Here is a 12,189-nt window from a genome sequence, read left to right as displayed (position 1 = left end):
GCCGTATGCCGTCTGGCACGAACAACAACAAGGATCGTTGTGAAAAGCCCACTCTTACGCTTGTTATGCGCGTCGGGCCTGCTCTGCGCGCTGCCCTTCGTCGCTCCCGCCGAGGCCGAACCGTTGCAGTTCGCCTTGCTCGCCAGACAGACCGACCAGCGCTTTTTCATCCAGGCCGGCGAGGGCTGTGCCGAGGCGGCCCGGGCGCAGGGCGATAGCTGTGTCTTGCTGGGGTCGGCCGGGGCGCCGCATTTTCGCCGGCAGAACCAGGCACTGGAGCAGGCTTTCGACAGGCGGCTGAACGGTATCGCCCTGGCCGTGACCCATTCCGAGTGGCTGGCCGAACATGCCCTGAAAAAACAGCAAGGACGGCCGCCGCTGATCACCTTCAATTCGGATCTGGAGCCTGCGGAGCAGCATTTGCGCAAAGGCTACGTCGGGCTCGACAACCTCGCTCTCGGCCGACGTCTGGGCATGCTCTTGCAGCACCTCAGGCCGCAAGGCGGGAAGCTGTGCGTGTTGACCGGCAACCTGCAGGAGCCCCACCACAACGAGCGTCTGCAAGGCATTCGCCGGCAACTTGCCGGCATTCCTGACCAGGCGGGAATCGACCGATTGCGCGGTGAGAACGGCTGGAGCGAGCCGAACCGCTGCCCGCTGGAGCGCGCCGAAAACCAGGAGCATGCGCTGCTCCAACTCACCACCTTGCTGAACACCCGACAATTCGATGTCATCGTCAACATCGGCGGTTGGCTGATCGACCAGCCCGACGCCTATCGCCAGCGGCTCGCTCCGCTGCTCGCCGGGCTGGGTGGGGAAGGGCGACGCCCGACCATCGTCATCGCCACTTCGGCGCCCGATGCCGCGCAGTGCGCCCTGCTCGACGAGGGTCTGGTGCAGGCCTATCTGGACATGAACAGCCGTGAGCTCGGCCGGCAGAGTTACTGGATGCTCAAGCGTCTGGTGCAGGGCGAGCCCGTCCCCGAGCGGGTCATTATCGACAGCTTCGACACCTACCTGCCCGAGGCGGAGCAGGACAGGCCCGCGGAGCCTTGAAATACAGCCAGAGCGGACCCGGTCGTGCTGGTGGTCGTGGCGCGATTTTCCGTCTCGCCATCAGCCCGGATCGCCGCCGGTATATGACGACAACGAACGCTTTCCGGCTTGCTGGAAACCGGGTTATCGCAAGTCAGGAAGACGAAGAGGCATTCAAGCCTTTATTGCCGGAATGCCTCGGGCTGGCGAACTACGAAACGGGAAAAAGTTGCCGGGAAAGTTGCGGGGCGGCTATCCATAGTTGCGCCAGTGTGCAGTCTGTACAGCAGGCGTATCGGACATACTCAACTTCCATGTTCCCGACGTAACTTGATCGGTCGAAGTTGCCAGGAGCCGCCAAAGTATCTGTTCCTTCGGCGCGGCAGCCACATCCTGGCCATGCGTAGTTGATTGTCGGCGAAGCCCCGCAAGTCATTGGCCAGCTCGTGCAGATGGAGCTGATCGAGTTCCCTGGCGACACGTTTGTTGTCGCGGGCATGCCGTACGAGGTCGCTGGCATGAACACGGGCAGTGCCACTGTGTTCGAGGTTGGGCATGTTGGACATAGGAGTAGTACCTCCTTGGGAAAGCGGCCATCCGTGGCGCTGGATATTATTGCCGATGCAAATTTTTCTTCCTGTTCCTCAACTTATAAATTTTTGTATGAATATTTTCAAAGTATGTCTATTCAGATAGACAGTCCAGCAGGATGTGCGTTCCGCACTATCGAAGTTCATGACACCCCATAGAACTTGTCGAACCATTCGACAATTCGGTCCGGTCATAAAGAGTTACCAATAGCGGTCTTCGATATCGTTCAAATTATTTTTCCCTTTTCCCGGAGACATCCAGGTTGGGTATTTCGACCAAGTATGGATCTTTCGGCGATCTTCACCAGTCCGGGGACAAGCGACCGGCCATGGCGTCGCGGATCATCTGCGCGGTTTTCAGAGGCTGATCGGAATGCTCGGGAGCGGGCCGGCGCAGTCGATGAACTCAGCCGGCGATGCGTTCCCGAGCGGCCGCCAGCAGCTCCTGCAGGACGCGGTCGCCCGGTCGATGCCGCAGCAGGCTCTCGGCGGCGCGCACTATCAGGGGCGGGCAGTCCTGTCGGCAGGCGGTTTCCAGGGCGCGCTCCAGCCAGGGCAGGGCGCTGTCGGCGGTTGCCGGAGTGCGCGACAGCCACTCGCCCTTGAGCCGTTGCAACTCGGCCAGGGCATAGTTGCCGGTGTGCCGTTCGGCCAGCGCCAGTCCGCGCTCGATCGCTGCCAGCCCGTGGTCGGACAGCCCGGCATGCCAGGCCGCGTCGGCGATGATCGCTTGGAAGAAGACATCGCTGCCGCCCATGACCTGGGGGACGGCGGCACTGCTGGCGAGCATCGCGGTGATCGCTTGCGTCTGGCCGCGGGCCGCCTGCGCCCAGCCCAGCAAGACCGTACAGGCCAACTGCCACAGCGCGATGCCGTGTTGCCGGGCGATCTCCAGCCCTTCCCGGGCGCATGCGTCGGCGTAGGTCGCATTGCCGCTCACCTGCCCGAGCAACGCCGCCAGCGCCAGGGTCTGGCACAGCATGTAGGTCGCGTCCAGGCTGCGGGCGCGCTGTATGGCCTGCGTGCTGACCCGGAAGGCCTCCCCGGCATGCCCGCAGAACCACAGCGACAAGGCCAGGAACGAGAGGCTGTTGGCCCGTGCATCCTCGCCGAAGCGCAAGGGTTTCATGCTTCCCAGGGGCAGGGCGCAGGCCTGGCGCAGAGCGTCCGTCGCCGCCTGGAAATGCCCCCTGGAATAGAGGCTGTTGCCCAGCGCGTAGTAGCCGTGGCCGAGCAGATCGGTATCGTCCGCCTGCTGTGCCATGCGGATCAGCTGACGCGCGATGCGTTCGCTGTCGACGAAGCTCCGCCAGGAGCTGGAGCCGAGCCAGAGGTGCCAATAGGCCGGGAACAGTTGCGGATCGTCGCCCAGGGGTTCGGCCAGCTCCAGGGCCCGCTCGAAGTTCTCGCGGCAGGCGTGGGCGCCGTTGCCCTGCAGAATCGCCAGCGGCGTGCCCATGGCCATGCGCAACTGCAATTCCTCCTGCGCATCGGCCGTCGTATCGAGCAGTTCCTGGCCATGACGGTAATGCTCCAGCGCCTCGCGATAGGCCGAGCGCAGCACGGCCTGCCGCCCGGCCGCCAGCAGATGGCCGCGGGCGGCACGCCACTGCCCGGCATGCTCGCTGTGCCAAGCCAGGCGGGCCGGGTCCTCGACGGCCAGCGTCGGCTGCAGGCGCAGCAGGCTGGCCAGGATGCGCCCGTGGACCGCTTGCCGCCGACTGCGCGGCATGGACTGGTAGGCCGCTTCGCGCAGCAGTGCATGGCGGAAGCTCAGGTTTCGGCTGTCGACGGGCACGAGCAGGCGTTGCTGGCGCAAGGGCAGCAATAGTGGCATCAGCGTTTCGAGCGGCAGCTCCGCCGCTTCCGCCAGCAGCGCGGGACTGAAGCTGCCGTCGAAGGCCGAAGCCAGCTGGGCCACGGCCTTGGCCTGGCCGAGGTTGTCGATATGCGCCGTCAGCAGCTCCTGCAGGCTGCGGGGCAGGGGCGCCGTCGCACCGTCGGCGCTATCGGAGGCGAGCAGCGCCCGGGTCATTTCTTCGATGAACAGCGGCACGCCGGCGCAAAGGCGGGTGACTTGCTGCAGCGTCGGGCCGCTCAGGCGGTTCGGCCCGCTCAGGCGGCCGATCAGCTCGTGACTGGCCGGCTCCGAGAGGGCTTGCAGATGCAGGTGCTCGACTTTGCCGGGTGCCTCCCAGGCCGGAGTCAGCGCTTCGCGGCTGCCGATCAGCAGCAGGCGGCCGGGCAGCGGACTGTGGATCAGCTTCCCCAGCAATTCGCGGGTCGAGGGGTCGGCCCAATGCGCGTCGTCGACGCAAATCACCCCGCCAGGCGGCACCTGGCTGCGCAGCAGGGCGAGCAGTTGCGCATGGATGTCCTGCGCGAGGGCCGGTGCGGGGCGGTGCGGGGCGAGCAGTTCGCGCAGGGCCGTCAAGGCCTGATGCCCCGGCCGATCCTTCGGGGTTTCCAGCGACTGCAGCCAGTGCAGGAGCGGGTGCAGCGGGGTCGCCGCCGACTCCGGATTGCAGATCAGGTGCACGCCCGCGATGGCCTGGCTGAAGCAGAAGAAGCGCAGCACCGTGGACTTGCCGATCCCGGCCTCGCCGCTGACCAGCACGCTGACGCCTTCCCCCGAGGCGGCCCGCTGCCAGAGTTCCTGCAGGAACGGCCATAGGTCGTCGCGTCCCACGGGGCCTCGATGTCCCGCGGCGGCCGGTGATGGCCGCTCACCCGCCACACCGGGAGCGGCTCGCTGCTGCCCGACAGGCAGACCGGATCGCCTGCCTGCAGTTCGAACTGATCGGCCGGAAGCAGGTCGGCCGTCGCCTGGGTGACCAGGATCTGCCCCGCGGCGCCGAGGTCCGCCAGCCTTAGGGCCGGACGCGACAAGCGCCCGCCGATGTCCGGCAGGTCTTCTTCGGGAAGGCTCAGGGCCAGGCCGCTGTGCAACGCGCAGACGACGCTCACGGGAGCGGCCACCGCCTGCTGGCATTTGAGCGCCGCCAGCAGCGCCCGCTGAGCGGCGCCTTCCATGGCCTGGGGATAGCCGAAGAACGCCAGCAGGTCGTCGGTGGCCACACGGCGCACCAGGGCGCCGGCTTCGCCGAGCAGCTGCAGGCAGCGGCTGGTCGGCGCCTGCAGCGCCAGCCAGTCGTCGGGATCGGTACTGCCCGGGACGTGCAACCGGCAGCAGAGGACCGTCATCCAGCGCTGTTCCGGAGCGGGAGCGAGCTGCGGCGCCTGAAGCAGTGCCAGGGTTTCGCTGCTCGGCTCGGCATCCAGCTCCTCGGCAAGCGCGGCTCGGCACTGAGCCAGCACCTTCTGCGCCTCCGGGCGATGGCCGTAGCCGACCAGCAGGCCGATCAGCCATTGCCAGGCACGTTCGTTCCAGGGCTCTTCGCGCGTCAGCCGGCGGCCGTAACTCAGCGCCCGGAGCCGGTCGCCGTGCACCGCGAAGCCCTCGGCGAGTCGCCGGTAGAGATGCGCGGCCTCCCGCCTGTAGTGGTCGCGGCAATCCTGCAGCCACATGCCGCAGGCGTCCCTGGCGGTCGCCTGGAGGCCTTCGAGGAAGCCGCCGCCATACAGGCCGGCCGCGCTTTCCAGCCACTCCAGCAACTCGAGGCTGTCGTTTCCCGGCTGGCAAGCGCCGGCGGCATTCAGCATGGCCAGGCGCTCGGCGAACACCTGCGCATCCACCCAGAGATGGTTCCCGGGCTGCAGGCAGACGTGGTTGCGCCCGCTTTCCAGGGTCGTTGCGAAGAGTTCGCGCAGTTCGAAAAGGCTGCGCTTGAGCTTGCGCCGTCCGGCGGAGAGCGCTTCTTCCGACCATAGCCATTCGGCCAGCCAGTCCCGCTCGTAGCGCTGCCCGGCATGCAGCACCAGCCAGGCGAGAAGGAGGCGGGATTTCTGGTACTTCAGGGTGCAGGCGAGCCCGTCGCGCTCGATATGCAGGGCACGCAAAAGGTGGACGCGGATCGATGGACTGGGTGTGTCGCCGTCATCAGGCATAGGGGCGCATTCATTCTGCTCATCGATTCAGCTTGCCGGGCGCGGGCCACGCCGTATCCAGCTCATTCTCCCCGGCGAGCCGATAGCCTTTGCCATACACGGTCTGAATCAGGAGCGGGCGGTTCGGGTTGCGATCCAGTTTACGCCTCAGCCGGCCGATCAGGACGTCGATCGTTCGGAGATCGCCCAATTCGCAGGAGTCGCCCACGGGACGCAGGTTGGCGAACAGCTCGCCGCGGCTGACCGGCTCTCCGCGCTGCCTGATCAGGCCCGTCAGCAAGGCGTATTCGCCAGGCGTCAGGGTGACTTCCCGGCCTTCGGCATCGCTGATCCGCCGTGTCAGCAGGTTCACCCTATAGTGGCCGAGCCGCATTTCGAACAAGGGTTTGTGCTCCTGTCTCTGTGCGCGGCGCACGGCATTGCGTACGGCGGCCAGCACCACATGCGGATGCAGCGTATTGGGGAAATAGTTGTCCGCACCGGCATCCAGGCTGGAAACATGGTCGAGATCGTCGTTCCGGGAAGCGATCAGGATGATGCCGAGCTGGGGCTGCATGGCGCGCAAGCGCGCCGTCAGGGTCAACCAGTCGAGGTCATGCAGGGAGTCCCGATGATGGCGACATCGGGTTTCTGCCAGTCGCACAGACGGAGGCACTCGTCCGACGAGGTGGCTTCGATGATTTCGTATCCGGCTCCCCGCAAGTAGCCGGCCACTTTATCGCAAGCTCCTTGCTCGCTTTCCGCCAGGAGAATCTTTTTCACGTCAACATCCTCTCAACGCTACCTGTATGCCAAAGTGCATCTTCTGCTTGATATGCACTCTAAGTATTTGTTTTAAAAACAAAATTAAACATTGCCCGATTCGGTGGTCACATTGCCATGAATAAGCAGCGCTTTGATATCAGGCCTGCGTTCCCCATGCGTTCCCCAGGGCTGCGCAAGTCGCCGGACAGGACGCGAGGCCCCGGGCGTTCGAGCGTCTGGGGTGCATGAACCACGGTGGCTGGCCGTCGACGCCGGGACGAAAACGGCTTGTATGGTGGAGAGGCTGCGCGCCGCGCGGAATGTTTTCAGGTCCGTGTTCGGAAAAGCCAGTTTCAGCACTGGACTTTTTGCAACCGAACCTAAAATGAAAGTTGGGTCAGGGCATACAGTCTTTATATACCGCCTTGATCGCTATCCACCTGTGGAAGTTTGACGTACACGTCCAGCCATATCGGATATGAACAGGGAGGTATCTGGTGAAAAACTTCATTGGCACTCTTGTCACAGTCAGTGTTATCGCCGGCGGGTTCTATATGCAGGAGCGAGCACGCCAGGAAAGTCACGAACTACACGAGCGATTCGCCGCCAGCATGGTGGCTCGGCACGATGGGTTGCTCTGGAATACGCAAATGGCCAGAACTTGCGATCTGGAATTCGACGGACGTCCTGGCGAGGAGGGTATCCGCCGTTATTTGGCCTGCGAAGAGCGCATGCTCGACCCGGATGCGCTGAGCAAAGCCTTGACGCAGGATACCCAGTGGCGCGCCTGCAATGGGATAGAGAATCCTGAAAGAATGACCGAATGTTTTGCATCAACTGTTGGTTTATCAGTGGTAAAAAGTAAAATATCCGGAGCCGAGGGCGACCAGTGGAGTCCGCCACTCAGTTCGGCGGCGGCGCATTAGTTTGTACAACTAATTGAAAGATATAGGTATTTTATTTATTAATGAAATGGTAACGCCTTTGGAATTCTGTGCGAAGTGCTAGTGTGCCGAATCGGCCAGACAGGGGGCGGACCTGAAAGCGCTTTCCAAAAACTGGCAAAGGGATACTTTTCGATACCGCTTCGATTTGTTCGCATAAGGTTTGACAGTCCATTTTCCAGAGTATCGTCTACCCTTCTTCAAGGCGTTCCGCTAATGTCTAAGTAACAGGGAGTAAGAAAGCAATGATGCTTAAAGACTTGGCTGCCCGCTCTGCAGGATTCAATATGCGTTTGCATAGCCTGCAAGGCATCTCGATATTGGATTGGGAAAGAATGAAGATTCCCGAGGAAGACCGGCCGGCCCTTCTTCGGCAAATGCACCGTGATTCCGTCGTCTGGCTGTATGGTTATATTGCAGCACTGGCCGACAGGAAACTTGTCGATAAGGGAGATGCCGAGCGGATGCATTGCGAACTTCTCTATTTGCATGAGAAATACTCTTCGGTCGCCCATTATTAATGGGCCCGAGCGAGGCCTTGTACTTTTCCATGGCGAATAGCCAAGGACGAGAAGTCGATGTCGTTTTGTAGGGGCAACTTTATTGGCGCTGTTTCTGTTGTCGCCGCCAAGCGCAGATAAGGCTGCTCCTGCCATTCCGCTGACAAGCAGCCAGACGGTTTTCAGCCAGAAACCTTGAAAGGCCGGCGACCGACAGCGTCATGGCTCCCGCTATTGTCCGGGGATGCCCTTGGCGTCCCTGCTGGACTCCGGTCGGCGGATTTGGTGGCCCGCAAGCGCGGCCGATGCCATCCGCCTTGCATTGCGTGTTTCCCGTTCGGGTGAGCCCGGCCCCGGCGGCTATGCTTGGTGCAGGCCGCAGTGCGAGGTGTCCCCATGGGCGAGTCCTTCCACAAGTACCGCGACGTCGAGATCCGCGCCCCGCGCGGCACGACGCTGAACGCCAGGAGCTGGCTCTGCGAGGCGCCGCTGCGCCTGTTGATGAACAACCTCGATCCCGAGGTGGCCGAGAATCCCAGGGAGCTGGTGGTCTACGGCGGCATCGGCCGGGCGGCGCGCAACTGGGAGTGCTTCGACAGGATCGTCGAGACGCTGAAGGCCCTGGCGGACGACGAAACCCTGCTGATCCAGTCGGGCAAGCCGGTGGGCGTGTTCCGTACCCATCGCGACGCGCCGCGGGTGCTGCTCGCCAACTCCAACCTGGTGCCGCACTGGGCCACCTGGGAACACTTCCACGAGCTGGACGCCAGGGGCCTGGCCATGTTCGGGCAGATGACCGCCGGCAGCTGGATCTACATCGGCAGCCAGGGCATCGTCCAGGGTACCTTCGAGACCTTCGTCGAGGCCGGCCGCCAGCACTATGAGGGCGACCTGCGCGGGCGTTGGCTACTCAGTGCGGGACTCGGCGGCATGGGCGGCGCGCAGCCGCTGGCGGCGACCCTGGCCGGGGCCTGCGCGCTGCTGGTCGAGTGCCAGCAGAGCCGCATCGACTTCCGCCTGAAGACCGGCTACCTGGACGAGCAGGCCCGCGACCTGGACGACGCCCTGGCGCGTATTGCCCGCTATAGCGGCGAGGGGCGGGCGGTCTCGGTTGGCCTCTGCGCCAATGCCGCGGACATTCTGCCGGAGCTGGTGCGCCGCGGGGTGCGTCCGGACCTGGTCACCGACCAGACCAGTGCCCACGACCCGCTCAACGGCTACCTGCCCAGGGGCTGGAGCTGGGCCGAGTACCGCGCGCGTGCCGCCCGCGAGCCGGCCGCGACCGTCAAGGCGGCCAAGCAGTCGATAGCCGAGCAGGTGCGCGCCATGCTGGCTTTCCACGCCCGGGGCGTGCCGGTGTTCGACTACGGCAACAACATCCGCCAGATGGCCTGGGACGAGGGGGTGGAGAACGCCTTCGACTTTCCCGGCTTCGTGCCGGCCTATATCCGCCCGCTGTTCTGCCGGGGGATCGGTCCGTTCCGCTGGGTGGCGCTGTCCGGCGAGGCCGAGGACATCCACCGTACCGACGCCAGGGTCAAGGAGCTGATCCCCGACGATCCGCATCTGCACCGCTGGCTGGACATGGCCCGCGAGCGCATCCGCTTCCAGGGGCTGCCGGCGCGGATCTGCTGGGTCGGCCTCGGCCAGCGCGCCCGGCTCGGTCTGGCCTTCAACGAGATGGTCCGGCGCGGCGAGCTCAAGGCGCCGGTGGTCATCGGCCGCGACCATCTCGACTCCGGCTCGGTGGCCAGTCCGAACCGCGAGACCGAGGCCATGCGCGACGGTTCGGACGCGGTGTCCGACTGGCCGCTGCTCAACGCCCTGCTGAACACGGCGAGCGGCGCCACCTGGGTGTCCCTGCACCACGGCGGCGGCGTCGGCATGGGCTACTCGCAGCATGCCGGGGTGGCCATCGTCTGCGACGGCAGCGACGAGGCCGCGGCGCGGATCGCCCGGGTCCTGCACAACGATCCGGCCAGCGGCGTGATGCGCCACGCCGATGCCGGCTACTCGGAAGCCATCGCCTGTGCCCGCGAGCAGGGCTTGAACTTGCCGATGCTCGGGGATTCCTGATGCCGGCCTGCTGCAGGTGCGGTAGGCGCCAGCTTGCTGGCGATCCATGACAGCGAAAAAGCATCGCCGGCAAGCTGACTCCTGCGGGAGCGGCGCCGGCGATCGAGGGGAGCCCGCCCGACCATGACCGACACCCGCTGCTGGTTCCACTGCCACGTCGCCACCATGGCCGGCGGGCACTATTCGGTGATTGAGGACGCCGCGATCCTCGCCCGCGGCGAACGGATCGCCTGGATCGGCCCGCGCGACGCCCTGCCGCCCGGCGACTGCGAGGCCATCGACCTGGGCGGCGCCTGGGTCACGCCGGGACTGATCGACTGCCACACCCATCTGGTGTTCGCCGGCGAGCGCAGCGCCGAGTTCGAGCTGCGCCTGGAAGGCGCCAGCTACGCCGAGATCGCCGCCCACGGCGGCGGCATCGCCAGCACGGTGCGTGCCACCCGCGCAGCCAGCGAGGAGCAGCTGCTGGACTGTGCCCTGCGCCGCGCCCGGCAGTTGCTGCGCGACGGGGTGACCTGTCTGGAGGTGAAGTCCGGCTACGGCCTGGATCTGCCCAACGAGCGCAAGCTGCTGCGCGTCGCCCGCCGGCTCGGCGAGCGCCTGCCGCTGACGGTGCGTACCACCTGCCTGGCCGCCCATGCCGTACCGCCGGAGTACGCCGGGCGCGCCGACGACTACATCGCGCATATCTGCAACGAACTGCTGCCGGCGCTGGCCGAGGAAGGGCTGGTGGACGCGGTGGACGCCTACTGCGAGCAGCTGGCCTTCTCGCCGGAGCAGGTCGAGCAGCTGTTCTGCCGTGCCCAGGCGCTCGGCCTGCCGGTCAAGCTGCACGCCGAACAGCTTTCCGCCCTGGGCGGCACGCGGCTGGCGGCGCGTTACTGGGCGCTGTCCGCCGACCACCTGGAGTACGCCGAGGAGGAGGATGTCGTCGCCCTGGCCGAGGCGGGCACGGTGGCCGTGCTGTTGCCGGCGGCCTTCTACCTGCTGCGCGAGCGTCGTCTGCCGCCGGTCGAGGCGCTGCGCCGCTACGGCGTGCCCATGGCCCTGGCCAGCGACCTCAACCCCGGCACTGCGCCGGTGCTGTCGCTGCGCCTGATGCTGGCCATGGCCTGTACCTCGTTCGGCCTGACCGCGGAGGAGGCGCTGGCCGGGGTCACCCTGAACGCGGCCCGCGCCCTCGGTCTGGTGGAGAACCACGGCAGCCTGGAGGTCGGCAAGTACGCCGATTTCGTCGCCTGGGACATCCACCGTCCGGCCGAGCTGGCCTATTGGCTCGGCGGCGAGCTGCCCGGGCGCGTGGTCTTTCATGGAGAAGAGGTCCGCCATGGATGAAGTCCTGGAGTTCAGCCGCGGCCGGCTGCCGCTGCTGATCAGCATTCCCCACGCCGGCACATGCTTGATGCCCGAGATCGAGGCCGCTCTGGTGCCGGCTGCCCGCCGCCTGCCGGACACCGACTGGCACCTGCCGCGGCTCTACGATTTCGCCGCCGGGCTGGGCGCGAGCCTGCTGGTGGGGCGTTATTCGCGCTACGTGGTGGATCTCAACCGTCCGCCGGACGACAGCCCGCTGTACGCCACGCCGACTACCGGCCTGTTCCCCGCGAGCTTCTTCGACGGCATGCCGCTGTTTCAGGCCGGACGGGAACCCGCTGCCGAGCAGCGGGCCGAGTACCTGCAACGCATCTGGCGGCCCTATCACCAGACCCTGGCGGCCGAGCTAGCGCGCCTGAAGGCGGAGTTCGGCTACGCGCTGCTGTTTGACGCCCATTCGATCCGCGCCGTGGTGCCCTGGCTGTTCGAGGGGCGCCTGCCCGACCTCAACCTGGGCACCCATTCCGGCGCCAGCTGCGATCCGCGCCTGGCCGAACGGCTGATGGCGGTATGCGCGGCGGCCGAGGGCTACAGCCGGGTGCTCGACGGGCGCTTCACCGGCGGCTACATCACCCGCCACTACGGGCGGCCGGAGGAGGGCATCCACGCCGTGCAGCTGGAGCTGGTGCAGTGCCGCTACATGGAGGAGGACGAGCCCTTCCGCTACCGCGAGGATCTCGCCGCACCGACCCGCGTGGTGCTGCGCGCGCTGCTGGAGGCTATGCTGGCCTGGGGCCAGGAGCAGAACCGGTACAATCCGTGACGAGGGCGGGCAGCTCCGACGGCGCGCCGTCGACGGCTCGTAAGTCATTGTTTAAACTCATTCCGCGAACTATATACCCCTCATGCGAGTGTGCCTTTGCACCTCGCGCGCCCATTTCCGGACTTCCCCGCAGGACAACCGTCGGGGCCTGGATG

General features: G+C 65.6%; 10 protein-coding genes and 1 pseudogene. 6 read left to right on the top strand and 5 right to left on the bottom strand.

All coding sequences use genetic code 11. The annotated features are described in order from the left end of the window. The first annotated feature begins 39 nt into the window (after positions 1–39). A complete protein-coding gene (locus Atro_RS02970; RefSeq protein WP_497926372.1) occupies positions 40–1,056 on the top strand; it encodes a substrate-binding domain-containing protein in 1,017 nt (338 codons plus the stop codon). A 284-nt stretch (positions 1,057–1,340) separates the two neighbouring features. Here the strand turns inward: Atro_RS02970 and Atro_RS02965 are convergent, their stop codons facing one another. From Atro_RS02965 to Atro_RS02945, 5 genes and pseudogenes are all read right to left on the bottom strand, one after another. Further along, positions 1,341–1,601: a hypothetical protein gene (locus Atro_RS02965; RefSeq protein WP_497926371.1), complete on the bottom strand. Its 261-nt coding sequence runs from the start codon at positions 1,599–1,601 to the stop codon at positions 1,341–1,343. A 430-nt stretch (positions 1,602–2,031) separates the two neighbouring features. Continuing rightward, positions 2,032–4,314, bottom strand: a complete 2,283-nt coding sequence (locus Atro_RS02960) for an AAA family ATPase (protein WP_497926370.1) — start codon at positions 4,312–4,314, stop codon at positions 2,032–2,034. 563 nt (positions 4,315–4,877) lie between these two features. Further along, positions 4,878–5,633 (bottom strand): annotated as a pseudogene (locus Atro_RS02955) (AfsR/SARP family transcriptional regulator); the annotation flags it as partial. A gap of 19 nt (positions 5,634–5,652) precedes the next feature. Continuing rightward, positions 5,653–6,216, bottom strand: a complete 564-nt coding sequence (locus Atro_RS02950; protein WP_497926369.1) for a winged helix-turn-helix domain-containing protein — start codon at positions 6,214–6,216, stop codon at positions 5,653–5,655. Beyond that, the gene (locus Atro_RS02945; protein ID WP_497926368.1) at positions 6,213–6,395 is read right to left on the bottom strand and encodes a hypothetical protein; all 183 of its coding nucleotides are present in this window, start codon (positions 6,393–6,395) and stop codon (positions 6,213–6,215) included. Before Atro_RS02945 ends, Atro_RS02950 begins: the two co-directional genes overlap by 4 nt. Before the next feature lie 479 nt (positions 6,396–6,874). Here Atro_RS02945 and Atro_RS02940 point away from each other — a divergent pair, with 479 nt between their 5' ends. The 5 genes from Atro_RS02940 (at position 6,875) to hutG (ending at position 12,034) form a co-directional block, all read left to right on the top strand. Then, positions 6,875–7,303 (top strand): hypothetical protein, encoded by a 429-nt coding sequence (locus Atro_RS02940; protein ID WP_497926367.1) that lies wholly within the window; start codon positions 6,875–6,877, stop codon positions 7,301–7,303. 263 nt (positions 7,304–7,566) lie between these two features. Next, the gene (locus tag Atro_RS02935; RefSeq protein WP_497926366.1) at positions 7,567–7,842 is read left to right on the top strand and encodes a hypothetical protein; all 276 of its coding nucleotides are present in this window, start codon (positions 7,567–7,569) and stop codon (positions 7,840–7,842) included. 375 nt (positions 7,843–8,217) lie between these two features. Next, the gene (hutU, locus tag Atro_RS02930) at positions 8,218–9,897 is read left to right on the top strand and encodes a urocanate hydratase (protein ID WP_497926365.1); all 1,680 of its coding nucleotides are present in this window, start codon (positions 8,218–8,220) and stop codon (positions 9,895–9,897) included. A 123-nt stretch (positions 9,898–10,020) separates the two neighbouring features. After that, positions 10,021–11,232 (top strand): imidazolonepropionase, encoded by a 1,212-nt coding sequence (gene hutI / locus Atro_RS02925; protein ID WP_497926364.1) that lies wholly within the window; start codon positions 10,021–10,023, stop codon positions 11,230–11,232. Continuing rightward, positions 11,225–12,034, top strand: a complete 810-nt coding sequence (gene hutG / locus Atro_RS02920) for an N-formylglutamate deformylase (RefSeq protein ID WP_497926363.1) — start codon at positions 11,225–11,227, stop codon at positions 12,032–12,034. Before hutI ends, hutG begins: the two co-directional genes overlap by 8 nt. The last annotated feature ends 155 nt before the right edge of the window (positions 12,035–12,189 follow it).

The sequence above is a fragment of the Azotobacter tropicalis genome (genome assembly GCF_059739045.1).
The sequence above is the reverse complement of the archived record's forward strand: the minus strand, read 5'-3'. Positions and strand labels throughout refer to the sequence as shown.

Coding starts and splice junctions, on each gene's coding strand:
- Atro_RS02965 (WP_497926371.1), bottom strand. CDS start 1,601: ATGTCCAACATGCCCAACCTCGAACACAGTGGCACTGCCCGTGTTCAT.
- Atro_RS02935 (WP_497926366.1), top strand. CDS start 7,567: ATGATGCTTAAAGACTTGGCTGCCCGCTCTGCAGGATTCAATATGCGT.
- hutU (WP_497926365.1), top strand. CDS start 8,218: ATGGGCGAGTCCTTCCACAAGTACCGCGACGTCGAGATCCGCGCCCCG.
- hutI (WP_497926364.1), top strand. CDS start 10,021: ATGACCGACACCCGCTGCTGGTTCCACTGCCACGTCGCCACCATGGCC.
- hutG (WP_497926363.1), top strand. CDS start 11,225: ATGGATGAAGTCCTGGAGTTCAGCCGCGGCCGGCTGCCGCTGCTGATC.